The 23409-nt window shown below is 68.7% G+C and carries 25 protein-coding genes; 8 read left to right on the top strand and 17 right to left on the bottom strand.

Annotation, left to right across the window (positions count from 1 at the left end; translation table 11 throughout):
* Window positions 1-341 precede the first annotated feature (341 nt).
* From ACZ5BU_RS25290 to ACZ5BU_RS25275, 4 genes are all read right to left on the bottom strand, one after another.
* Window positions 342-659, bottom strand: coding sequence for a DUF3817 domain-containing protein (locus ACZ5BU_RS25290; protein ID WP_465702733.1), 318 nt, complete (start codon window positions 657-659; stop codon window positions 342-344).
* Window positions 660-691: 32 nt separating this feature from the next.
* Entirely contained in the window at window positions 692-1558 is an 867-nt protein-coding gene (locus tag ACZ5BU_RS25285; protein ID WP_465702731.1) for an SURF1 family protein, read from the bottom strand.
* Entirely contained in the window at window positions 1558-2505 is a 948-nt protein-coding gene (locus tag ACZ5BU_RS25280; protein WP_465702729.1) for a D-alanine--D-alanine ligase family protein, read from the bottom strand. Before ACZ5BU_RS25280 ends, ACZ5BU_RS25285 begins: the two co-directional genes overlap by 1 nt.
* Before the next feature lie 145 nt (window positions 2506-2650).
* Complete coding sequence (locus ACZ5BU_RS25275) at window positions 2651-3961, bottom strand: aminotransferase-like domain-containing protein (protein ID WP_465702727.1); 1311 nt, start codon at window positions 3959-3961, stop codon at window positions 2651-2653.
* Between the two features lie 189 nt (window positions 3962-4150).
* Between ACZ5BU_RS25275 and ACZ5BU_RS25270 the strand changes: the two genes are divergently transcribed.
* The 4 genes from ACZ5BU_RS25270 to ACZ5BU_RS25255 are packed head-to-tail and all read left to right on the top strand — an operon-like array spanning window position 4151 to window position 6121.
* Window positions 4151-4351, top strand: coding sequence for a hypothetical protein (locus ACZ5BU_RS25270; RefSeq protein WP_465702725.1), 201 nt, complete (start codon window positions 4151-4153; stop codon window positions 4349-4351).
* 47 nt (window positions 4352-4398) lie between these two features.
* Window positions 4399-5052, top strand: a complete 654-nt coding sequence (locus tag ACZ5BU_RS25265; RefSeq protein WP_465702723.1) for a GNAT family N-acetyltransferase — start codon at window positions 4399-4401, stop codon at window positions 5050-5052.
* Window positions 5049-5438, top strand: a complete 390-nt coding sequence (locus ACZ5BU_RS25260) for a DUF2784 domain-containing protein (protein WP_465702721.1) — start codon at window positions 5049-5051, stop codon at window positions 5436-5438. Before ACZ5BU_RS25265 ends, ACZ5BU_RS25260 begins: the two co-directional genes overlap by 4 nt.
* 29 nt (window positions 5439-5467) lie before the next feature.
* Window positions 5468-6121 carry a permease prefix domain 1-containing protein gene (locus ACZ5BU_RS25255; RefSeq protein ID WP_465702719.1) on the top strand — a complete coding sequence of 218 codons (654 nt, stop codon included), beginning with the start codon at window positions 5468-5470 and terminating at the stop codon, window positions 6119-6121.
* On the opposite strand, the gene ACZ5BU_RS25250 is transcribed toward ACZ5BU_RS25255, so the two are convergent.
* Window positions 6118-6438 carry a PadR family transcriptional regulator gene (locus ACZ5BU_RS25250; RefSeq protein WP_465702717.1) on the bottom strand — a complete coding sequence of 107 codons (321 nt, stop codon included), beginning with the start codon at window positions 6436-6438 and terminating at the stop codon, window positions 6118-6120. The two genes, ACZ5BU_RS25255 and ACZ5BU_RS25250, sit on opposite strands and share 4 nt — an antisense overlap.
* A gap of 73 nt (window positions 6439-6511) precedes the next feature.
* Here ACZ5BU_RS25250 and ACZ5BU_RS25245 point away from each other — a divergent pair, with 73 nt between their 5' ends.
* Window positions 6512-8602, top strand: coding sequence for an MMPL family transporter (locus ACZ5BU_RS25245; RefSeq protein WP_465702715.1), 2091 nt, complete (start codon window positions 6512-6514; stop codon window positions 8600-8602).
* On the opposite strand, the gene ACZ5BU_RS25240 is transcribed toward ACZ5BU_RS25245, so the two are convergent.
* From ACZ5BU_RS25240 to ACZ5BU_RS25190, 11 genes are all read right to left on the bottom strand, one after another.
* A complete protein-coding gene (locus ACZ5BU_RS25240) occupies window positions 8603-8953 on the bottom strand; it encodes a VOC family protein (protein ID WP_465702713.1) in 351 nt (116 codons plus the stop codon).
* Window positions 8954-9033: 80 nt separating this feature from the next.
* Window positions 9034-9516 (bottom strand): type II toxin-antitoxin system VapC family toxin, encoded by a 483-nt coding sequence (locus ACZ5BU_RS25235; RefSeq protein ID WP_465702711.1) that lies wholly within the window; start codon window positions 9514-9516, stop codon window positions 9034-9036.
* Window positions 9513-9767, bottom strand: coding sequence for a type II toxin-antitoxin system Phd/YefM family antitoxin (locus tag ACZ5BU_RS25230; RefSeq protein ID WP_465702709.1), 255 nt, complete (start codon window positions 9765-9767; stop codon window positions 9513-9515). Before ACZ5BU_RS25230 ends, ACZ5BU_RS25235 begins: the two co-directional genes overlap by 4 nt.
* 58 nt (window positions 9768-9825) lie before the next feature.
* Complete coding sequence (locus ACZ5BU_RS25225) at window positions 9826-10950, bottom strand: N-acetylmuramoyl-L-alanine amidase (RefSeq protein WP_465702707.1); 1125 nt, start codon at window positions 10948-10950, stop codon at window positions 9826-9828.
* Between the two features lie 34 nt (window positions 10951-10984).
* Window positions 10985-11302, bottom strand: a complete 318-nt coding sequence (gene trxA, locus ACZ5BU_RS25220; protein WP_245360192.1) for a thioredoxin — start codon at window positions 11300-11302, stop codon at window positions 10985-10987.
* A 42-nt stretch (window positions 11303-11344) separates the two neighbouring features.
* Window positions 11345-12337, bottom strand: coding sequence for a thioredoxin-disulfide reductase (trxB, locus tag ACZ5BU_RS25215; RefSeq protein ID WP_465702705.1), 993 nt, complete (start codon window positions 12335-12337; stop codon window positions 11345-11347).
* A 107-nt stretch (window positions 12338-12444) separates the two neighbouring features.
* Window positions 12445-13206 (bottom strand): anti-sigma factor family protein, encoded by a 762-nt coding sequence (locus ACZ5BU_RS25210; RefSeq protein ID WP_465702703.1) that lies wholly within the window; start codon window positions 13204-13206, stop codon window positions 12445-12447.
* A 124-nt stretch (window positions 13207-13330) separates the two neighbouring features.
* On the bottom strand, window positions 13331-14035 hold the full coding sequence (sigM, locus tag ACZ5BU_RS25205; RefSeq protein WP_465702701.1) for an RNA polymerase sigma factor SigM: 705 nt from the start codon (window positions 14033-14035) through the stop codon (window positions 13331-13333).
* Complete coding sequence (locus ACZ5BU_RS25200) at window positions 14032-15684, bottom strand: protein kinase family protein (protein WP_465702699.1); 1653 nt, start codon at window positions 15682-15684, stop codon at window positions 14032-14034. The genes sigM and ACZ5BU_RS25200 overlap by 4 nt, the downstream gene beginning before the upstream one ends.
* Window positions 15685-15787: 103 nt before the next feature.
* On the bottom strand, window positions 15788-17434 hold the full coding sequence (murJ, locus tag ACZ5BU_RS25195; protein ID WP_465702697.1) for a murein biosynthesis integral membrane protein MurJ: 1647 nt from the start codon (window positions 17432-17434) through the stop codon (window positions 15788-15790).
* Entirely contained in the window at window positions 17427-19733 is a 2307-nt protein-coding gene (locus ACZ5BU_RS25190) for a hypothetical protein (protein WP_465702695.1), read from the bottom strand. Before ACZ5BU_RS25190 ends, murJ begins: the two co-directional genes overlap by 8 nt.
* A 63-nt stretch (window positions 19734-19796) precedes the next feature.
* Between ACZ5BU_RS25190 and ACZ5BU_RS25185 the strand changes: the two genes are divergently transcribed.
* On the top strand, window positions 19797-21218 hold the full coding sequence (locus ACZ5BU_RS25185; protein WP_465703562.1) for a CCA tRNA nucleotidyltransferase: 1422 nt from the start codon (window positions 19797-19799) through the stop codon (window positions 21216-21218).
* Window positions 21219-21278: 60 nt separating this feature from the next.
* Window positions 21279-21920, top strand: a complete 642-nt coding sequence (locus ACZ5BU_RS25180; RefSeq protein WP_465702693.1) for a Uma2 family endonuclease — start codon at window positions 21279-21281, stop codon at window positions 21918-21920.
* Window positions 21921-21926: 6 nt separating this feature from the next.
* On the opposite strand, the gene ACZ5BU_RS25175 is transcribed toward ACZ5BU_RS25180, so the two are convergent.
* Window positions 21927-22688 carry an aminotransferase class IV gene (locus tag ACZ5BU_RS25175; RefSeq protein WP_465702691.1) on the bottom strand — a complete coding sequence of 254 codons (762 nt, stop codon included), beginning with the start codon at window positions 22686-22688 and terminating at the stop codon, window positions 21927-21929.
* Window positions 22689-22706: 18 nt separating this feature from the next.
* On the opposite strand from ACZ5BU_RS25175, the gene ACZ5BU_RS25170 reads away from it, so the two are divergent.
* A complete protein-coding gene (locus tag ACZ5BU_RS25170; RefSeq protein ID WP_465702689.1) occupies window positions 22707-23318 on the top strand; it encodes a hypothetical protein in 612 nt (203 codons plus the stop codon).
* Window positions 23319-23409 lie beyond the last annotated feature (91 nt).

Here is a 23409-nt window from a genome sequence, read left to right as displayed (position 1 = left end):
GGTGGACACGGCGGCGGTGGACACGGCGGCGGACACTGACCGAACGCTCCTGCACGAGATGTCGGATGCAGGTCAGCTTGGGCGTGCCTGTCGACTACTGCACGGTTCGAATATCGAGTGGATGCCAGTCGTGGGCTTGGGCCTCCGGCAGATCGGCGGAGCGTGCGGGTCTGCCGGGTCGGTGTGGCGCGTGCGGCTCCGACAGGTAGGTGGAGCGTGCGGTCACCGGGGGACCTGTGCGAGATGTAGCCGCTGCGGGCGGTGATGGAGTTCCGCGGGGTGGTGAAGCCGGTGGTCGCCGGAGCGTGATTCGCCGGGGGAATCGCCCGGATCTAAAGGGGTTAGTGGCCGAGGAGTTCGTGGGTGGTTTTGCGTTCGGCGTAGAACGAGAGGAAGGGGATGGTGCCGGCGAGGGCCATCAGGATGAGGCGGGGGAGGGACCAGCGGACTCGGCGGAAGAGGTCGAAGGTCAGGAGGAGGTACACGACGTACAGGAAGCCGTGGAGGGGGCCGATGATGTTCATCGCGCCGGGGTTGTCGGCGAAGTACTTCAGCGGCATCGCGAGGAACACCAGCAGGAGCAGCATGACGCCGACCACGTACGCGATCACGCGGTAGCGGGTCAGCGCACCACGGACGGCCGGGCTAATCGGCTGCACGCCGGCGGAAGTGGCGGGATCAGCGGAGGAATTCACGCTGAAACGGTACCGCCTGTCCCCACGCCCGCTCCGCCCCGGTCACCTTCTCCATCCCGAACCTCGCGTCGCGAACTGCCGGAGGTGGGTGAGTCGTCAGGGGGTGTGCCGTCGGGTGGGGCAGGGGGGTTTGGCGTGCGGTGGGCGTCCAGGACCATGCGGGTCCACATCCAGAGCGTGAAGACGGCGAAGATCCACCACTGGAAGGCGTAGGCGACATTGCGGAGGCCTGCGTGGTCGGTGGGTGGTGGCGGGGGAGTTACGGCAGCGGGGGCGGGAGAGTTGGCCGCTGGGGAGGTCTGTACGACGAAGGCGTCGTAGATGCGGTACTTGACCAGGTGAACGATCGTCGGGATGCGGAGGGACGAGAGGACTCGGCCTTTGGCGGCGTCGTCGGAGGAGTCTTCGGCTTCGGAGGCGACGACCGCGCCGGTCAGCGAAACCGGACCCACCGGAGCCTTCGCCGCCGGGTCGGACAAGGTCGGCACCCAGCCGCGGACGATCATCACCGCGTCCGTGTCGGAGAGCTTCAACGGAGTCACGACCCAGAAGCCGTTCTTGCCGTCCTGCTGGCGGTCCGACATATAGACCTGGTCGGCGGCCGGCCCCCACGTACCGGTGATGGTGACCTGCCGACCCACGGCCTTGGCCGGGAGCCCGTCGTCGATGGAGAACAGCGACTGAAGGGGGACAGGCGCCTCGGCGGCACGATGCGCGGTGGCTTCGGCGGTCTTGGACTTGTAGACGCCCAGCTGCCAAACGCCCATCACCGTCATCGCCCCGGCGATGACCAGGGCAAGAGCGAGCAGCCCGACCCAGCGCGGCTGTACGGCCGTACGCCACCAGGGCCGAGGCTCAGGCATCAGCGCGCGGCGGCAGCGGCGAGCAGGTCACGGCAGAGCACACCGAGCTCGACCCCAGCGGCCTCGGCGGCGAGCGGTACCAGCGACGTCTCCGTCATCCCCGGCGCAACGTTGACCTCCAGGAACCACGGAATCCCGGCTGCGTCCACGACCAGGTCCGTCCGCGACAAGTCACGCAGACCCAGCGCCTGGTGAGCCTGTACGGCGGCCGCAGCGCACGCGCCCGCCGCCTCCGGCTCGAGCCGAGCGGGTACGACGAACTGCGTCGCGCCGGCCGTGTACCGCGCCTCGTAGTCGTAGAACCCGGAGTCCGGCCGGATCTCCACCGCCGGCAGCGCCCGCGGCCCGTCGCCCGTGTCGACGACCGTCACGGCCACCTCGGTGCCGTCGATGTACTGCTCGATCAGCGCGACCGGACCGTACGCGTAGGAGTTCACCATTGCAGCCGGCAGCTCGTCGGCCGACCGCACGATCGACGCCCCCAGCGCCGAACCACCACGCGCCGGCTTCACCACCAGCGGCAGCCCGATCTGACCGACGACCGCCTCCATCAGCGCGGCAGCGCCCAGCTCGCGGAACGTGTCGTGCCCGAGCACGACCGACGCCGGCGTGTGCAGTCCCGCGTTGCCGACGACCGTCGACGCGACCGGCTTGTCGAACGCCGTACGGCACGCGGCCGCGTCGGCGCCGACGTACGGAACGCCGTACAGGTCGAGGACTTGCCGGAGGGCGCCGTCCTCGCCGGTGACGCCGTGCAGAACGGGGAACACCGCGTCCGGCGGATCCGAGCGCAGCCGGTCGACGAGGGAGGCGTCGACATCACGCTGCTCGACCTCGACACCAACGCTGCGCAGGGCGTCCGCGACCCGGCGGCCGGAGCGCAGCGAGACGTCCCGCTCGTGCGACAGACCACCTGCCAGTACCAGCACTCGACCCAGATCACTCATCACAAATATCCCGATCACTCGTGGGCGTCTCCGGCGCGGTCGCCGGCCCCGAGGCCCACTCGAACGGTACCCCTACCGATTCCCGGACCCCCGGCCGCCCGCAGGTCCTTGCGCAACCTTTGCGAACCGGGAGGCACCCGCCTCCTTACGAAAGCTCAGGCCCCGGAGCGTCGTAGTCGCGGCCGGCGCCTGGTGGCAGCGGGCCGAACGTCTGCCGCAGCTCGAGCTCCTCGTGGATCACTGCGGCCAGCCGGCTGATCCCTTCGGTGATCCGCTCCGGCGTCGGATGACAGTACGACAACCGCATGCAGTGGGAGCCGAAACCGTCGGCGAAGAAGGCGGTTCCGGGCACGTACGCGACCCGCGCCGTGACCGCCCGCGGCAGCATCGCCTTCGCGTCCAGCCCTTCGGGCAGCGTCAGCCAGACGTAGAAGCCGCCCCGCGGCCGCGTCCAGGTCGTTGCCGCCGGCATCTTCTCGGTGAGCGCCGCGAGCATCGCGTCCCGGCGCTCGCGGTACATCTCGCGGAACTGCTTCACCTGCCCCATCCAGTCGTGCCGGACCAGGTACGACGAGATGGCGAGCTGACTGAACGTCGGTGGGCAGAGCGTCGCCGACTCCTGCGCCAGCACGAGTTTCTCCCGGACGGCGTGCGGCGCGACCGCCCAGCCGACCCGGAACCCGGGCGCGAACGTCTTCGAGAACGAGCCGAGGTAGATGACGCCTTCGCGGTCGTCCGCACGCAGCGCGCGCTGCGGCTCGCCCTCGAAGCCGAGCAGGCCATAAGGATTGTCCTCGAGGACCAGCAATGACGCCCGCTGACAGATCTCCAGCACCCGCCGGCGCCGCTCGTCGGACAGCGATACCCCGGCCGGGTTGTGGAAGTTCGGGATCGTGTAGAAGAACTTGATCCGCTTGCCGGCCGCCCGTACCGAGGCGATCGCCTGCTCCAGCGCCTCCGGTACGACGCCGTCGTCGTCCATCGCCACGTGCACGACCTCGCACTGGTACGCACGGAAGACGCCGAGCGCGCCGACGTACGACGGCGCCTCGCAGATGACGACGTCGCCCGGGTCGCAGAACACTCGTGTCACCAGGTCGACCGCCTGCTGGCTGCCGACCGTGACGACGACGTCGTCGGGATGCGCCTCGATGCCCTCGAGCCGCATGATGTCGCAGATCTGGTCGCGCAGCGCCGGATCGCCCTGGCCGGAGCCGTACTGCATGGCGACCGCGCCGTTGTCGATCACCAGGTCGCGGACCGCTCCGCCGACCACGTCGAGCGGCAGGCCGCCGATGTTCGGCATCCCGCCCGCCAAGGAGACCACTTCGGGCCGGCTGGCGACCGAGAACAGGGCGCGGATCTCCGATGCGGTCATGCCCTTGGTCCGGGCTGCGTACGCCTCGACGTAGTTGTCGAGACGGGTCTGCCGGACATCGGGCACGTCAACACTCACGAGGGCCACTCCAACGGTGATCGAGGGGAAGTCACCAGGTTACGTCGACATACCCCAGTCTGGGCTGGGGATCGGCGTGACCTCTCACTACCATGCCTTATAGGGGCAGGTTCGACCATGCCGGAATCTGGCTGTTGAGACAGTCAGCTGGTCTGGTGCGGCCTGAGAGGTGGAGCGGAAGGATTCAGGATGAGCGTGGGCAGGACAGCCGGCTGGACGCTCGGTGGTCTGCTGCTGGGCGTGCTGGCCGGGTTCGCCGGCGAGCTGTTCCGGCGGCAACCGGCCGCGAAGGTGCAGCAGAGGTACGTCGCCCCGGAGGCGACCCGTACGCCGGACGCGCGGACCCCGGCGCCGGTACCCGAACCGGCAGCCGAACCAGCGGCACACTGACACACCGTGACCGAAGTAACAGCCAGTACTGCTGATCGGATGCGCTGATGGCCCGACGGCTCGAACCGCTGACGCTCGCCAATCTCGACGAGCTCCCGGTCCCGTGCCGCGACTGCGTGTTCTGGGAGCTCGATCCGGTAGCCGCCCGGCAGGCGATCCGCAACGGGGACACCGCGCTCGAGAAGGAGGCGTGGCTGTCCCAGCTGCTGCTCGACTGGGGGAGCGCGGGGATCGTGCTGTACGTCGACGACGAGCCGGCCGGGTTTGCCGTGTACGGCCCCGCGAAGTACCTGCCCCGGGTCCAGGCGTTCCCGACGGCACCCGTCAGCCCGGACGCCGTCGTACTGGCCACCGGGCGGATCCTGCCGCGGTACCTCGGGCTCGGGCTGGGGAAGATCCTCGTCCAGGCGGTCGCGAAGGACGTACTGAAGCGCGGGTTCCGGGCAGTCGAGGCGTTCGGGGACTCGCGGTGGGACGGGCCGAGCTGCGTGTGGCCGACCGAGTTCTTGCGGGCGGTCGGGTTCAGTGTGGTGCGGGAGCATCCGCGGAACCCGCGGCTGCGGCTCGACCTGCGTTCGGCGATCACCTGGCGCAGCGAGATGGAGGCGGCCGTCGAGCGCCTGATGGGCGCGATCCGGCCGGAGAAGGCGCCGCCGGCGCCGGTGACGGTCCGGGACGCGCTGAGGTCCGGCCCCGAATGATCTGGCGGGCGCTGGCCGATGCGGTGATGGTCCTGCACGGCGCCCTGCTGTTGTTCTTCCTGGTCGGCGGCTTCCTCGCCTGGCGGTGGCCGCGGCTGATCTGGCTGCACCTCGCGATCGTGGTGTGGAACCTCGTCATCACGTTGGTCGACTTCGGCTGCCCGGTGACCGCCACCGAGAAGTACTTCCGCCGCCTCGGCGGCGAGACTCCGTACCAGCGCGGCTACATCCACCACTACCTGGAGGGTCACCTGTGGCCCGAAGGCGCCACCCCGATCGTCGAGAAGGTCGGTTTCGCGCTCGTTCTGATCGCGTACGCCGGCTACTTCGTCGCACTGCACCGCCGGAGGAAGGTCAGGGGTGATTCAGTGGGACCCCGGACGTGATCCCGGCGCGCTCTCCCCATACTGGAGGGGTGTCCAGAACCAGTACGCCGGTCGACGACTACCTGGCCTCGTTGAGTCATGAGCTCCGGGGACCGCGGCGTCGGAAGGCGGATCTGCTGGCAGAGGCGCGGGACCATCTGACCGACGCCACCGAGGCGTTCGAGGGCGACGGGCTGGATCGGTACGAGGCCGAGAAGCACGCCGTCGACGAGTTCGGGACGATCGAGGACGTCGCGCCGGGGTACCGCGCCGAGTTGGCGATCAGCCAGACGCGCCGGACCGCCATGATGTTGCTGTTCGCGCTGATGATCCAGCCGATCGTGTGGCAGGGCGGCGCGTGGATCTGGACGCAGGAGCCGGAGTCGGCGACCGCGCTGAACGACCTGCTGCAGACCGTGGTCCGCGCCGTCGGCATGGTGGTGATCGCCGGCGCGGTCCTCGCCGTGGTCGGCACCGGGATCGGGGTCCGCTATCCCGTGGTGCGCGAGCACCTGAGCCGGGTGACAGCGCTCTTTGCGCTGGTCGGATCCGCGCTGGTTGCGGGGATCGGCGTACTGATGGCTGCGACCAGCTCGCACGCTCCCGGCGTGCCCGCGTTCGGCGTGGTCGGGGCGTTCGTCGTGCTGCCGCTGGTCCTGGTCAGCATCCAGGCCGAGCGCTGCCTACGCCTGTCCCGGGCCTAGGGATTACCAAGTACGCCTTCCACCACGGCCCGGAACGTCAGCCACTCCTGCTTGCCTGAGGCAAGCATCTTCGCGCCGGAACTCGTGAGCTGATAGGTACGGCGCTTCCGCCCGCCGACCGTGCTCCACTCACTGGCCAGGTAGCCGGCCCGCTCGAGCCGCCGGAGCGCCGGGTAGAGCGTGCCGGTCGGCAGGTCGAGCTCGCCGCCGCTGCGGGCCAGCAGTGCCTCCATGATCGCGTAGCCGTGCAGCGGCTCGTGCTCGACGACCGCCAGGATCATCGGGTCCAGGTGTCCACGCAGCGCATCTGCCTTCATGTAGCCAGTCTACCCATACGGCTGCTAGTGTCGAGAGGCAACATGTAGCCAATCTACTCATCAAGGATTCGCGATGACAGTGGACACCTCGATCCGACAGGTAACCCGGCCCGGCCTGCTGCACCGGGTGTCGGGCTGGGCGATGCGGCACGCGGGCCTGGCGTTGCTGCTCTGGGTGTTGGTCCTGGCCGCGGTTACCGCTGCGGCGACGGTCGTCGGCGCCAACTACCGCAGCGACAACTCACTGCCGGGCACCGACTCCCAGCGGGTGACGGACACCTTCCAGGCGCACCAGCCGAAGGGCGACACGGCCTCGGTGCAAATCGTCGTCCGCGCCGACGGCGGGCTCCAGCAGGAGCAGTCCCGGATGGCGTCGATGCTCGCTGTGGTGCGCGAGCTCCCGCACGTGTCCTCGGTCGCGGAGCCGGCAATGTCGACAGATCGACGTACGGCGTACTCGACCGTGAACCTCGACGTCGCGGAACCGGACATGCCGATCGACGACGTCCGCACGATCATCCATCGCGCGCAGGAGTTCGCCCGGCCGGGTTTCCAGGTCGAGGTCGGCGGCGATCTCGCCCGGAATGCGTCGGACAGTTCGGGTGGTGCGGCCGAGGGCGCCGGAATCCTGGCCGCACTTGTGATCCTCGTGTTCCTGTTCGGATCGTTGCTCGCGGCAACACTTCCGTTGTTGACCGCGGTGTTCGCGGTCGGCAGTACCGTCGCCTTGCTGATGCTCGCGTCGCATCTGTTCAAGGTGCCGGAGTACACGACGCCGGTGATGATGCTGGTCGGTCTCGGTGTCGGCATCGACTACGCGTTGCTGATCTTCTCGCGGTACCGGCACGAACTCCTGAAGGGCGAGGCCGATCCTAAGATCGTTGCCCTCGACACCGCTGGGCGTTCGGTGATGTTCGCCGGCTGCACGGTCGTCATCGCGTTGCTCGGGCTGCTGGCGTTGGGCCTCGGATCGCTGCAGGGCATCGCGTTGGGCGTCACGATGACCGTACTGATGACGATGCTCGCGGCGGTGACGTTGCTGCCGTCGTTGCTCACGCTGTTCGGCAAGCGGATCGAGCGCAGCGTACGCAAGCACGCCGCGAAGCAGCGCCGTACTCCTGGCGACGGCTGGCGCAAGCTGGCCGGCGTCGTACAGCGTGCACCCTGGGTGCCGTTGGTGCTCGGCGTGATCGCGTTGGTGGCGTTGTCGCTGCCGGCGTTGGGGATGCGGCTCGGGTTCGCGGACGCGGGTACCGACGATCCGGTGAAGACGAGCCGGAAGGCGTACGACCTGCTGGCGGACGGGTTCGGTCCTGGGTTCAACGGTCCGCTCGTCATCGTGTCCGAGGGGGACGGGCAGTCGCTCGGGCAGACACTCGCGAAGGATCCCGACATCGCCGCCGTGACGCCGCCGCAGGTGACGCCGGACGGGAAGATCACCACGGTACTGGCGTTTCCGAGGTCGGCGCCGCAGGACGCGGCGACGAGCGACCTCGTCCAGCGGCTGCGTAAGGACACGTTGCCCAAGCTTGAAGGGACCCACCTGGTCGGCGGATCGACAGCGGCCGCGGACGACTTCGCGGCGGCGGTCAGCAACCGGCTGCCGATCTTCGTACTGGTGGTCGTCGGACTGTCGGCGCTGCTGCTGATGGCGGTGTTCCGGTCCGTGCTGATCCCGTTGAAGGCCGCGGTACTCAACCTGCTCAGCATCGGTGCCTCGCTCGGTGTCATCACGCTGGTGTTCCAGCAGGGCTGGTTCGGCGCGCAGGCCGGGCCGATCGAGGCGTTCGTCCCGGTGATGATCTTCGCGATCGTGTTCGGGTTGTCGATGGACTACGAGGTTTTCCTGGTGTCCCGGATCCACGAGGAGTGGCGGCGGACCAAGGATGCCCGGGCGGCGGTGCGCGAAGGCCTCGCGACCACGGGCAGCGTGATCACGGCGGCGGCCGCGATCATGATCGTGGTGTTCGGCGCGTTCCTGCTCAGCCCGGACCGGATGCTGAAGCAGTTCGGCCTGGGTCTCGCCACTGCCGTACTTCTCGACGCCCTGCTGATCCGATGCGTGATCGTGCCGGCGATCATGCGCCTCTTCGGCAACCACGCGTGGTGGTTGCCGCGAGGCCTGGACCGCGTCTTGCCGAAGATCGCGCTCGAGAAGGAGTGATCATTGCGTGGCGGCCACTCCGATCCGGTGTCCCTGCGCGTCGGCGAACACGCCGAAGCTCGTGCCGGGGACCTGCTGGACCGGCTGGACGATGCGTCCGCCGAGCTGCTCGGCTCGCTCGAGCGTGGCCGCCACGTCCTCCACGGCGACGAAGAACAGCACCTCGTCCTCAGTACTCTGCCGCGGGCTGATCGCGACGTACGGTCCGTCCGGGGTGCCGGTGTCGATGAACGTGTAGCCCGGGAACCCTCCCTCGGACGCGACCTTCCACCCGAAGAGGTCCGCGAAGAACTCCCGGGTTTTGTCGGGGTCCGCCGATCGGATCTCGGCATGGACGACTGGATGTGCCATGAGCCCCTCCCTGAATGAGTGCCGGCGGGATCGCCGGGTTCATTCAGCTGACGAACGGCTCACCGCAAAATCGACTACTCCTAGACGGTGAGTTGCCCGAAGCGGAGCATGCCGGTGGCGGCGTCCTGCAAAACGTCGGGCGTGTTGGTGTCGAAGGTCGCCAAGCCCAACGACTTCCAGGCATCGAGGAGGCGCTTGTCGCCGGACGCGACGACAAGATCGGCGTCCTCCAGTTGCTCAGCGGAAGCGCAGTGGACGGCGTCGTACCCGCGCAGCGCGAGGAGGTCGGTGAGTTGCGCCGCGCGCCCGATCAAAGCCTCGTCCACCTCGGTGATCTCGAGTTGCGGCCAGAGTTCGTCCAGGAGCCGTCGGCACGACGCATACGCCTGGTCGTCCAGGCGCGCCATACGATGCGCCTGCGCGAGCGCGGCCGCGGCCTCGACATACAGCAGTCGGCTCGACACGACAGCGTCGGCGTCATTCCAGAATCGGCGACAGGCGGCACTACTCGGCTCGCTGACCAGCAGCGGTACGAACGCTGACGTATCGAGGTAGCCGATCACCGGCGCTGCTCGTCGATGAGCTCCCCGACCAATCCCTCGGCACGAATCGGGTCGGGCGCGGGCTGCTTCTTCTGACGGGCAGGCTGCACACGTCCCTCGGAGCGAAGTTGCTCCAGCCGCGTCGGTTGCCCGACGGGCACGATACGGGCTACTGGCTGCCCGTGGTCTGTGACTGTCACCGTGTGTCCGGAGCGGACCTCGGCCAGATGGCGACTGAGGTTGTCGCGCAGTTCCCGAATGCCGACGTCCACGTTTGGCTCCCTTGTGTGGCTACTTCTGATAACCCCATTGTAGCCACAATCTCCGCCGCTAGACCGTGAGTTGGCCGAAGCGGAGCATTCCGGTGGCGGCGTCCTGGTCCGGCGGTAGGTAGACGCGCTGGATCGCGACGACGATCGCCTCGGCGATCACGTCGCGGAAAGCCGGGTCGGCCAGGCGGGCCGAGTCGTGCGGGTTGGTCACGTACCCGATCTCGAGGCGGACGGCCGGCATCTTGGTCCGCCGCAGCAGGTCCCACGTCTTCGCGTGCGTACGGCAGTCGAGCAGGTCGGTGCGGGCGACGATCTCACGCTGCACCAGCCCGGCGAACTGCTCGCCGACGCTGGAAGAGGCGCCGTGCAGGTCGTTGCCGTAGAAGTATGTCGCGACGCCCTGCGCGTCCGGGTTCATCGAACCATCGGTGTGCAGCGAGACGCACAGATTCGCGTCGGTCTCGTTCGCGAACGCCGCCCGGGCCAGCTCGTCCGGGCCCTGGTCGCGGCCGCGGGACAGGTACGCGCGGACGCCGGTGGCGCCGAGGCGGCCCTCGATCCGGGCGGCCAGGTCGTACGCGATGTCGGACTCGCGCAGGCCGTAGCCCTCCCAGCCGTAGTCGAACCCTCCGTGCCCCGGGTCGATCACCACGGTCTTGCCGGACAGCCGCGGTCCGGCGGCGCGGACGGCCTCGCGGGCCCGGAGCGCGTCCGGACGGCCGCCGGTCGCCATCGGGCGGATCCGCTGCAGCGCCTTGAACGTCGACGGGCCACAGGTGCCGTCGGCCGGCAGACCCATGTTCCGCTGGAACTCGGTCACCGCGCGCTGGGTGTCCGCGCCGAAGATCCCGTCGATCCGCGCGACCGCGAACCCGAGCTCCTGCAGCTTCGCCTGCAGGCTCAGCACGTCGTCACCGCTCAGCGGATGCGTCGGTACGAACGTCAGCAGCCGGTCGCCCAGCCGCCAGCGGGCGTCGTCGATCGCCCGGTACGTCTGCGGGCCGACGATGCCGTCGATCATCAGCCCGCGTTGCTGCTGGAACCCCCGGACAGCGTGTGCGGTCGCCTCGTCGTAGACGTCGTGACCGCCCTGCAGCAGTCCGAGTCGTTGCAACTTCCCGACGATCTCGGCAACCGCCTCACCGCTGTCGCCGATCCGGTACACGCCGTGCGGGGATTCCATCAGGGTCTAACTCCTTGGCGGTGTGGCGGGTAACTCAGGCGGTGAAGTCGGCAAGCTCCTTCAGCAGCGCCGCCTTCGGCTTGGCGCCGACGATGGACTTCGCGAGCTCACCGTTCACGTAGACGTTGATGGTAGGGATACCAGTGACCCTGTAGTTGCTCGGGGTGACCGGGTTCTCGTCCACGTTCATCTTCAGGAACGTGATCTTGTCGCCGTGGTCCTGGTTCAGCTCCTCCAGGATGGGGGATACCTGGCGGCACGGGCCACACCACTCGGCCCAGAAGTCGACCAGGACCGGCTTGTCGCTCTTCAGCACGGTCTGGTCGAACTCGGCGTCGGTGACAGCGTTCATCTTCTCGCCCACGGGCGTATCTCCTTCAGAGTGGTGTGAGGTTCAGACAGAGACGGGCTGGCTTGTGGCCGCGGCGGTGGTCGCGTGCGAGGCGTCCTCCAGGGCGGTGAGGTAGCGCTCGGCATCCAGGGCGGCGGCGCAGCCGGTGCCGGCCGCCGTGATCGCCTGCCGGTAGGTGTGGTCCACCAGATCGCCGGCCGCGAACACGCCCGGCAGGTTGGTGGCGGTGCTGTCCGGCTTGACCAGAACGTACCCTTCCTCGTCCAGGTCGACCTGGCCCTTGACCAGCTCCGAGCGCGGGTCGTGGCCGATCGCGATGAACAGGCCGGTGGCCGGGAGTTCGCGGGTCTCGCCGGTGACGGTGTCCTTCAGCGTCAGGTGGCTGAGCTTGTCCTCACCGTGGATCTTGTCGACCTCGGAGTTCCACTGGAACTCCAGCTTGTCGTTCGCGTACGCCCGGTCGGCCATGATCTTCGAGGCGCGCAGCTCGTCCCGGCGGTGCACCAGGTGCACCTTCTTCGCGAACTTGGTCAGGAAGGTGGCCTCCTCGACGGCGGAGTCGCCACCGCCGACGACCGCGATCTCCTGGTTGCGGAAGAAGAAGCCGTCACACGTCGCACACCAGGAGACCCCGTGCCCGGACATCCGGTCCTCGTCGGCCAGGCCGAGCTTGCGGTATCCGGAACCCATCGCCAGGATGACGGCCTTCGCGCGGTGCTCGGTACCGGCCGAGTCCGTGACCACCTTGATATCGCCGGTCAGGTCGACCTTGATCACGTCGTCCGGCACCAGTTCGGCACCGAACCGCTCGGCCTGGGTACGCATCTCGTCCATCAGCGCCGGGCCCATGATGCCCTGCGAGAAGCCGGGGAAGTTCTCCACCTCGGTGGTGTTCATCAGCGCGCCACCGGCGGTGACGGAGCCTTCGAAGACCAACGGCTCCAGCGCCGCGCGTGCGGCGTACACGGCGGCGGTGTAACCGGCCGGACCGGAGCCGACGATGATGACGTTGCGAACTGTGGTGGAGTCGCTCATTCAGGCGTTCCTCGTGTCGTCGAGACAGTGACGTCGTACTCAACGGATCCTAGAGGCCGACCATTCCCACGGTACCCATCGACAGCCCGCTGTACTGCATCTCGGCACTAGCGGTTGCTGAGCGTCACCGTGGTGTCGTAGAACGAGGTGCCGACGCCGCCCGGAGTGCTACATCCGGTGACCGCGAAGACCTGGATCTCGCTCACCGACGCGCCCTGCAGTCCGATGATCGTGGCCCGCTTGCCGTCCACCTTCGCGGGCTGGACGAGCCGGAGGCTCGAGCTCGACGTGCCCGCCGCGAACGCCCGGGCGCAGGCCTGCTCGTCGCTCGACCCGTGCAGGATGGGGCTCGGGGTGTGGTCCAGCCAGCGCTTGGTCGCGGCGCCGATGTCCTTGCTGCTGATCTTCACCGAGTCCGCCGGCGGCGTGTTCGAGTCGGTCGAAGCGGCGCCTTCGTTCGCCTGGTTCTTGGTGGCGAACACCACGCCGACACCGAGCGCGGCGATCAGCACGACACCAGCGGCGGCGCCGAGCAGCTTCGGCAGATGCCGGCGCGGCTCCTCGCGGAGCTGGGCCAGCGAGGCGACACCGATGGTGGACGCGCGCAGCACCGACTCGGACACGATCACCGCGTCCAGGTGCTCCGCGACCTCGGTCGGCATCGGGATGTCGCTGCGGCCCTCCTCGGCCAGGTCCTCGGTCAGCTGTAGGAGGGCGTCGTACGTCTGCTGACACTCCGGGCATGCCTTCACATGCTCACGAGCGCGGTGCGCCTCGGGGGCAGGCAGCAGGTTCTCGATCAGGTCGGCGATCGTGTCCGTGTCCAGGTGCTCGAGGTGCTCACTGGTCGGCAGACCGGGATCGGTCATCAGGGGCTCGCCTCCTCACGGGAGGTGCGCGGCCACAGCCACATGGTCATCAGGAAACTCCGGTCGAAGGCAGCAGACGTCCGGTCGCCAGAGGCAGGCGACTTCGCTTCGACGGTGTACCCGTTCATTCGGTTCCCACCGCTTCCGCGGTGGAGGCTTGTCCGGAAGTTTGCCAGTGCCTGAGCAACGGGAGCAGCTTCGCGCGACCGCGCGCACACCGGGACTTGACCGTACCGGGAGCGCAGTCCAGGATCGCGGCCGCCTCCTCGATCGAGTACCCCTCCATGTCGACCAGGACCAGCGCGGCCCGCTGGTCCTCGTTGATCTGCTTCAGGGCGTTCAGTACGTCCAGCCGGCGTTCGCGGACTTCCGCCGGGTCGTCCTCGGCCGGGCCGGCCAGCTCGGCGGCACGGTCCTCGTCCTCGGGCAGCGGGTCGGCCGCGCGCACCTGGCGGCGGCGGATCCGGTCCAGACAGGCGTTCACCACGATCCGGTGCAGCCAGGTGGTCACCTTCGCGTCGCCGCGGAACGAGTCCGCCCGGCGGAACGCCGAGATGAACGCCTCCTGGAGCGCGTCGGCCGCTTCCTCGGGCTCGCCGAGGGTACGGATCGCGACCGCCCACATCCGGTCCCGGTGCCGCTTGACCAGGAAGCCGAACGAGTCCGGGTTGCCGGCCACGTGCATCCGGAGCAGCTCGTGGTCGTCCAGCTGGTCGTAGCTCGCCGGCTGGGCATGCTCCGCGCCGCCCTGCGCGACCGGGTCGTCCACGCCGATACGCGGGACGTCCGGACGGGGCGGCGGATTGCCCGAGTCGACGTGAGCGGTCATTTCTGGATCGTGACCTCCGAGATGGTGCCCTGGTAGCCGTCGGACACCTTCGGCAGTTTGGTCAGCCACACCAGCACGTACTGCGTCTGGGTCCCGGCCGGGAGGGTCACGTTCACCGTACCCTCGGGCTGGTCCGCCTTGGTCGCCACCGGCTTCCAGCCGTCGATCGACGACGGCGGCGTGCTGGTGTCACCGCTCGGGATCAGGATCTGCAGGCTGGTGTCGTCGCCGACCAGCGCGACCGCGACGCTCGACACGGAGGTCTTCGCGCCGAGGTTGTAGTAGATACCGACGCCCGGCTTCAGACCGCCGAGGGTCGGCTTGTTCTTGTAGGACTGTGTCTTCCACGTCGTCGACGGATCGCCGTCGTACGTGTTCTTGACGTCCTTCGGATGCTCGACCTGGTCGCCGTCCGGGTCGAAGTCCTTGGCGCTCGCGATCGTCGCCTTGCCGCCGCCGGTGGACGGCGTCGTACTCGTCTGCGGCGGGGCGCTGGTCTGTCCGCCGCCGTTGTTGCCGCCGTTGCCCTGGTCCTTGTTCATCGCGCCCTTGAGCAGGAACTGCGCCATCGCGACCACCGACAGCAGGGCCAGGATCGCGAGCAGGATCAGGATCCGGCCGCCCCACGAGCCCTTCGGCTTCGGCTCGTCGCGGCGCCGGCCGTTCCCGTTCGGCGGGTTGGGCTGGCGGCGGACCGGCCGGGTCTCGGTGGACGGTTCGTACGCCGACTGCGACGGGCGGTACCCGTTCGGCTCGGAGTTGTACGCCGACTGCGGGTCGAGCGCCGGCGGCGGGGCCTGCGGTACGACCTGGGTCGCGTCGTCGATGCTGCCGTTCTGGCTTGCGACCTGGACGGTCTCGTCCATCTGGTTCGGCGGCTCGTGCGAACTGCCGACGACCCCGGACAGCGCGGCGGACAGGCCGGCCGCGCTGGTGATCGGCGGCGCGTGGTGCCGCGGCGGGTCGCCGAGCAGCCGGTCGCTGATGTCGTCCAGCGAACGCGGTACGCCGGCGCGCACCTGGCGCGGGCTCAGCAGCCGGCCGTGCTCCACCGGAGCGGGCTGGAGACCCCACGCGGGCGCAGGGCCGGGCCAGCGGCCGGTCAGCGACGCGTAGAGCAGCTCACCGAGCGAGTGGACGTCCTCCTCCGGCGAGCCCGCGCCGGACGAGCGCAGCGCCGCCTCGGTCGCGACCCCGACGACCTTGATCGCACCCGCGTCGGTGACCACCACGGTCGCCGGGCTGATCGCGCCGTGCGCGTAGCCGGTGCGGTGCAGGTTCTCGAGGGCCTCGGACACCTCACGAGCCAGCCAGCCGGCCTGCTGCCCGGTGAGCGGGCCGCTGCCGAGCATCCGTTCGAGCGACCGGCCGCCTGCCCACTCGCGGACGCAGTACGTCACGCCGTCGTGCATGTCGCAATCGAGCACCCGCAGGAAGCGCGGGTCGTTCGCCGCGGCGGCCCGGCGGGCGGCGTCGAAGAGCAGGTTCGTCCGCGGGTCACCGACCGGCAGTACGTCGACGACGACCGCCCGGCTGAGCACCTCGTCGACGGCCCGCCAGACCCGGGCTCCGTCGATCTCCGCGAGCAACTCGGCGATCCGGTACCGTCCGGCCAGCAGGGCACCAGGACTCACGGTCTGGTTCGACACGGTGTCTCTCGCCCTCCTTGAAGCCCCAGCGGCCTGATCGCAGGCCCCATGTTAGTGCCCCAGTGAGCTGACGGGTGGTGCACTAACGCACAAGCGGTCCGGATCAGCGCCGGATCGGCAGCTTCGATGTGACCATGGACACCACATCGTTGACCTCGTGGATACGCAATACCCGCGACACGGCGGCGTACACCGGCAGCATCACGATCGCCGCGACCGCCAGCTCCAGGATCGCGCCCAGAGGTCCGGACCAATCGATCGCCAGGCTCAGCACCCACACAACCACCTTCCCCGCGCCGGCTCCGGCGACGGCCGCGATCACCATCGCGAGCAGCGGCAGCCCGATCCCGGCGCCCGGCACCCGCGGTACCTTCCGCCGCAGCACCGGCCGCGAGATCAGTACGGCGACCAGATAAGCGAGCGCGTACGCCGCCCCGAGCATCACGCCGCTGAACCGAAGGTGTGCCTGATCGAGCAGCACCCGGACCCCGATCACCGCGGCCGCGATGTTCGTCGCCGCGATCACGCACTGCAGGAAGAACGGCGTCCGGGTGTCCTCGAAGGCGTAGAAGGTGCGGAGCTGGAAGTACTGGATGGTGAACGGCACGATCCCGAGCGCGAGCGTCATCAGCGTGTACGACATCAGCGTCAGGTTGTTCTTACCGGAGCCGTAGCCGGCGATCAGCGTCACGATCGGGTACGCGAACGCGATCATCGCGGCCGCCGCCGGGACCACGATCGCCAGCGTCTGCCGGATCGACCGGGCCGACATCCGTCCCACCTCGGCCGTGTCACCGTCGGCCGCCAAAGCGGACATCTGGGGCAGCGCCGCCGTGGCGAGGGAGACCGTGACGATGCCGTGCGGCACGAGGATGATCAGCATCGCGGTGCTGTACGCGAACAGACCGGCCTTCGCGCCGGGGTCGCCCGAGGCGCTACCGGCGATCGCGAGCTGTGTGACGACGACGAGCGTCACCTGGTTCACCGCGACGAACAGAACGGTCCAGGTGCCCAGCTTGGCCGTGTGGCCCAGACCGGTCCCACGGAGGCCGAACTTCATCCGGTACCGATGTCCGCTGGCCCTCAGGTACGGCAGCAGGACGAGCAGCTGTACGGCGATGCCGAGCGTGTGCCCGAGTCCGAGCAGCAGCTCCTCGCCGTGGCTGTACGTCGGCGGGGTGTCCCCGACCCGGTAGATCACCAGGAAGACGATGATCGACGCGCAGGCGACGATGTTGTTCGCGATCGGCGCCCACATCATCGGGCCGAACCGGCGGCGCGCGTTCAGCACCTGGCCGACCAGCACGAACGCGCCGTAGAAGAAGATCTGCGGCAGGCACAGCCGGACGAACATCACCATGTTCGCCTTCTCGGTCACCCGGGACGGGTCGTGCAGCTCCTTCGGCAGGTAGAGCTCCGCGATCGCCGGCGCCAGCAGCACACAGCCGACCGTGACGACCGCGAGGACGACGAACCCGAAGGTGAGCACCCGGTTGGTGAAGTCCTGGCCACCGTCGTCGTGGTTCTTGATCGCCCGGACCAGCTGCGGGACCAGTACGGTGTTGAACACACCGCCGGCCAGCAGGATGTAGAGGCTGTTCGGGATGGTGTTCGCGGCGGTGAAGATGTCGCCGCGGAGCGCGGTGCCGATGGCGGCCGCGAGCAGGGCGATCCGGACGAATCCGAGCAGGCGGGACAGCACCGTTCCGGCTGCCATCACCGCCGCGGATCGCAGGGTGCGGTCAGCCATCCTTCGAACCGACTCCTTCTTTCAGGGACGCGCCGGGAGTTTCCTCCGGTGCGTCGTGTGCCGCATGGCGGCCGTGGGCGGGATCAGGGGTTTCGTCGGTCGCGTCGCCGGGTTCGGTCGGGTCGCCGGGTTCGGTCGGGTCGCCGGGTTCGGTCGTGCTGACGGCGGCCGGGTTGCGGCGCTCGATCCGGATCCGGCGGTAGATCCGGACGAACGACGTACCGAACAGCAGGGCGCAGGCGGCGCCGACCAGGATCCAGCCGACACTGCCGTACTGGCTGGCCTGGATCAGCAGCTCCTGGGACTTGCCGACCGGCTTGCCGTCGGCGTTGACCACCTGCGCGTTCGCCCGGATCAGGCCGTTCTGCTCGGCGCTCGCGTTGATCCGCGGCGTCCACTTCTGTTTGGGGCCGAGGACGACCGTCTGCGGCGTCTTGATCTTGAGGTCGGTCCGGTTCACCGAGGTGACCACGATGCCGACCCGGACCGACCAGTCGGTCTCGTTCGTGATCGTCAGCGGGAAGGTGCCTTTGCTGCCGGCCAGGTTGACCTTGATCTCCTTGCGCAGCCCGCGGTCGACGCTCGCGTTCACCAGGTGCACTTTGCCGAGCTGCTGGTTCGCGGAGCCGAGCTCGATGTTGGTGAAGTACTGCGCCTCGTCCGGGTGGCCGTTCCAGGCCAACGAGGTGGACCGGAGCAGCGCCTGCGTCATCACTTCGGGCAGCTGGCTGCCGTCGACGAGCAGGTTCTGCATGGTGCTGGTCGTGCTGTTGAGCTGGGAGATGCTCTGCATCTGCGCCTCGGACAGCACGCCGTTGGTCTTCGGTGCGGTCGGCGCGTCGGTGGGCTGCGGCCGCGGGGTGGCCGCGACGATCGTGCTGAGGTCGGTCGACTTGATCCACGGCAGCGACAGGTTGCCCGCGAGCGCGGCGGTGGCGGTACCGTCCGGGTCCCAGCCGCGCGGCGGTACGGCGACCACCGAGGCAGTGGTCTTCCCGGCGGCCGCGATCAGTGCGGTCACCGCTGCGAAGCGTTGGCGAACCTGGAGCGCGCTGTCCGCCGTCTCCGGATCGGGGCCGCCCTCGGTGAGCGAGGAGTCCGCGACGACGGTCCGGACTGCCTTGTCCGGGCTTTCCGGCGTACGTACGTCGTACACCGGGGTGCTGGTGAGGACCGGACGGGTGCGCGCGGTCCAGGAGGAGCTGCTGACCAGGTTCAGGTCGTCGGGCGTGGCGCCGGCGAAGCCGCCGGACGCGGCACCCAGGTACCGGCTGGCGGCCGCTCCGCCCTCGAGCCAGAGCCCGTTGGTGAAGCTCGGAGCCTGTTCGCCGCCGGTCCGCTCGGTCCGCACCCGGGCCTCGCCGACGAGGTCCTTCAGCGGATCGCCCGCATCCAGCAGGCCGGCCACGTCCGGGTCGGCGTACGGCAGCAGGACGACCTGGTCGCCGCGCGCTCGGCTCGCGTCGAACTCCTTCAGCCAGGCCGTCGCGATGGCCGCTCCGGAACCGAGGGTCTGGCCGTTCTGGCCGAGGATCACGTACCCCTTGGACATCTGCCGGATCTCGTCCAGCATCGCCGGGTCGACCAGCCAGGTGACCTTGCGTTGCCTGCCCAGGGCAAGCAGCCGGCCGAGCGAGCCCGTCGGCTCCAGCGCCTGCGCGAGTGCCTCGTTCGCGAAGTTGCGGCCGCCGAGCTGGGTCGGCCGGTGCCGTAGCGGTACGACGAGAGCGGTGTTGACCTGCCGCCGCAACGGCTCCTTGCCGATCACCGGCATCAGGATCCGGGCCCGGCCCGCCATCACCCGGCCGCTGTCCGGCGGGTCGCCGCGGAACGTGACGCCGACGACGTACACGCCGGTGTGGTCGGTGACACCCCATTCCTTCCACGGCACCGTCAGGGAGAAGTCGACGGTCTGCTTCGGGGCCAGCGGCTGGTCGAACGGCTGGAAGGTCTGGCTGTCGTTGGTCAGGTTCCGGCAGCTGTCCCGGTTGTCCATCGGGATGTTCTGCTCGGTCGGGATCGTGTCCAGGGCCGTCGTACTGGACAGCCGGGTCCGGTCGATACACGCCAGCGCCTGCGGGGCGTTGAAGGTGACCGAGCTGGTGTTCGTCACCCGGCCCTTGATCACCACCTGATCACCGGGCTTCGGCGCGACCGGACCGAACTGGTCGATCGTCACCTGGACGGCCGGCTCGTCCGCCGGTACGGAACTGGCCGGAGCGGCTGAAGTCGCTGCCGAAGCAGCAACCAGCAGGCAGGCACCCAGCACCGCCGGGAGCCTCAGTCGCCGTCTGAACACGCCGTCACCGTAACCTAGTTCCCCGTGTCACCCTTTGCCGACCAGTCAGCCTCCGCCGGATCGTTGTCCGGCGTCCAGCGGCGCGCCGTCCAGGCGCTGCTGGAACTCGCTCCCGTGGTCGACGAACTGGGCTCCCGGTTCGCCGACGCCGGCCACGAGATCGCCCTGGTCGGTGGTCCCGTCCGGGACATTCTGCTCGGCCGGGGGAGCAAGGACCTCGACTTCACCACGTCAGCGCACCCGGACGTGATCGAGCGGTTGCTGTCCGGCTGGGCGGACCACGTGTGGGACATCGGCAAGGCGTTCGGCACCATCGGTTGTCGCAAGGGCGAGTGGGTCCTGGAGGTCACGACGTACAGGTCGGAAACCTACGATCCCACCTCGCGCAAACCGGAGGTGGCCTACGGCGACAGCCTTGAGGGTGACCTGGCCCGCCGGGACTTCGCGATGAACGCGATGGCGGTCCGGCTGCCGTCCCGGCAGTTCGTCGACCCGTACGGCGGTATCGAGGACGTCGCGCACAAGCGAATCCGCACACCGGGTACGCCGGAGGACTCGTTCAGTGACGACCCGCTGCGGATGATGCGGGCGGCCCGGTTCGCCGCGCAGCTCGCGTTCACGCCGGACCCGGCCGTCGTGCAGGCGATGAAGGCGATGGCCGACCGGATCACGATCGTCTCCGCGGAACGGGTCCGGGACGAGCTGGAGAAGCTGATCTGCTCCGACCACCCGCGGATCGGGCTGGACCTGCTGGTCGCCACCGGGCTGGCCAACCACGTACTGCCCGAACTGCCGGCGCTGATCCTCGAGAAGGACGAGCACCACCGGCACAAGGATGTGTACCAGCACTCGCTCACCGTCCTCGACCAGGCCATCGATCTGGAATCCCGTCTGTCTGTTCCGACGCCCGATTTCGTCGTTCGGTTCGCCGCGTTGATCCACGACATCGGGAAACCGAAGACGCGGCGCTTCGAGGACGGCGGGAAGGTGACGTTCCACCACCACGACGTCCAGGGCGCGAAGATGGCCCGCAAGCGGATGAAGGCACTGCGGTTCAGCAACGAGCAGATCGACCAGGTCAGCAAGCTGATCGAACTGCACCTGCGCTTCCACGGGTACGGCGACGGCGAGTGGACCGACTCCGCCGTACGGCGCTACGTCCGCGACGCCGGCGACCAGCTCGAGCGTCTGCACGTACTGACCCGCGCCGACTGCACCACCCGCAACCGCCGCAAGGCCGACTCCCTGCGCGCCGCGTACGACGACCTCGAGGCCCGCATCGAACGCCTCCAGGAACAGGAGGAACTGGACGCCCTGCGCCCCGACCTCGACGGCAACCAGATCATGCAGATCCTCGGCATCCCCCCGGGCCGCGAGGTCGGCGAGGCCTATAAGTTCCTGATGAACCTCCGCCTGGACGAAGGCCCCCTCGACGAAGCCCAGGCCCGCGAAAAACTCCTCCACTGGTGGTCCGAGCGCACCTGATCGGGTTTTTCCACAGCCGCCATTTCCTCGCGGAACCGGGGCCTGAAACACGTATTCTCTGTGTGTGCCGGGGCGTGTGCCAAGCACCCAGAAAGCAGGTATCTCGATGACCGAGTCGCTCTCTCACTTCGGGCCGTGGACCACGGCCGATCTCGCCGGTCTGCCCGATGGGCAGCGCTACGAGATCATCGACGGGAGTTTGATCGTGACACCGGGGCCCGCACCCTGCATCAACTGGTGGCCGGACGAGTTTCGGTGTTCCTGCGCGAGTCGGCGCCGGACGAAGCCGATGTCGTCGAGGCGACCAATCTGCAGCTGAGCACGCGGCGACTGCTCATCCCGGACGTGATCGTCGCCCGGTCGGCAGGCATCTTCGCCGGTTCAGTAGCGCTCGAGCCGGCGGATGTGTATCTGGTGGTCGAGGTGGTTTCGCCGTCGAACGCAGCCATGGACAGGATCTTCAAGTCGCAGCTGTACGCGGCCGCAGGAATTCAGTGGATGTGGCGCATCGAGCTCGAGGCGGACGGTGTCGAGATCGTTGTTCTCGATCTCAGGTCCGGCTCGCCCGTCGTCCACGCGCGGTCGAGCGACGTGCTCCGGGTAGATGCGCCGTTCTCGGTGGAGATTCCCGTCAGTCGGCTGCTGGCGACCCGGCAGTCGTTGAAGGCTGACGAGCTGGCGCGCGAGGACCTGGAGAGCTGACCGAGGTCAGATCGGCTGGGCAGTGACCGCTGCGTACGCTGTCGCGATTGCGTTGGCCGATTCGGGGTGGGGTTCGTAGGTGACCTCGTTGATCGACGCGACAGGTAGGGCTGGGTCGATCGAGTTGGTGAGGTAGGCGGCGTCGTAGGTGGGCAGGGCTGTGAGGGGGATGGGCTCTGTGGTGTAGGTGGGTAGGGCTCGTTGGAGGGTTTGCCGGCGGATGCCGGGGAGGGTCGGGGCCGCGGGGAAGGTCAGGTGGGGGCCTCGGGCGAAGCAGATGTTCCAGATAGAGGCTTCGGAGATGTGGCCGGTGGGGGTGTGGAAGAGGGCGTCGTCGTAACCGTCGGCCTTTGCCTTGCGGGCGTAGTAGGTGAGGTCGAAGGTGCCGGTGTGCTTGAGGTGCGGGACGGCGCGTTCGTGTTGGTAGGTGCGTAGGCGGACCGGTTGGGTCGCGGGAGCCAGGGGCGGGCCTACGCGGGTCAGCAGGTGGAGCTCGTCGGTGGCGAAGACGTTGACGCGGATCGACAGGTCGCCCGACTGAGCGTGCTCGAGGGCGGCGCGGAGTTCGGCGCGGACGCGCGGCTCGGGGAGCGGCTGGTCGAAGAGCTCTCGGGTGCTGCGGTCCAGACGTTCGAAGTGCAGATCGAGGCCGTCGACCCGGCCGTCGCGGACCTGCATCGAGGTGAAATGCCCAAAACTGGTTGCGCGCAGCAACGTCACGTCGACAGCCCGCAGCGGAGCCCCGTCCAGCACCAGAAACTCGTCCACATCCCCTAGTCTCCAGCTGTGGACGTATGGAGTGTCATCGGGTGGGGCGGGTCCGCGCTGGTGGTGTGGTCGTTGCTGCAGACGCGGATCCTGCGGTTGCGGGTGCTGAACCTGGTCGGCTGCGTGATTCTGGTCGGGTTCAACGCGGTGGTCGGCGTCTGGCCGATGGTCGGTATGAACGCCGTCCTCGCGGTCATCAACGTCGTACACCTGTGGCGGTTGCTCCGGCATCGGCACGACGAGACGGAGTACCAGGTGTTGCAGGTGAACGACGGCGACGCGTACCTCGGGTTCGTCCTCGAGCGGCACCGGAAGGACATCAGCCGGTTCAACCCGGGCTTCACGTCCGGTGCGAGCCCGTACGCGTTCCTCGTACAGCACGGTGACCGGACCGTCGGCGTGGTCCTCGCGCACGACGCCGGCGCGGGGCGGGCGCAGATCGACCTCGACTACGTGGTGCCGAAGTACCGCGATTTCACCCCGGGCGAGTTCGTGTACCGGCGCAGTGACGTGTTCACCGAGCAGGGGTTCCACCAGGTCATCGCCCCACCCCGGATGCGCGACTCCACGCCGTACCTGCGCAACCTCGGCTTCGAACGCGACGGCGACGACCTCGTACTGAACCTCTAGATGTGATGTCCAGGGAGGTTGGTCAGTCGGGTGATGGGTGGTTGGCCTCCGATGGCGGAGTGGGGTCGGTGGTGATTGTAGAAGTGGAGCC

It is taken from the genome of Kribbella sp. NPDC031520, assembly GCF_055580825.1.
The sequence above is the reverse complement of the archived record's forward strand: the minus strand, read 5'-3'. Positions and strand labels throughout refer to the sequence as shown.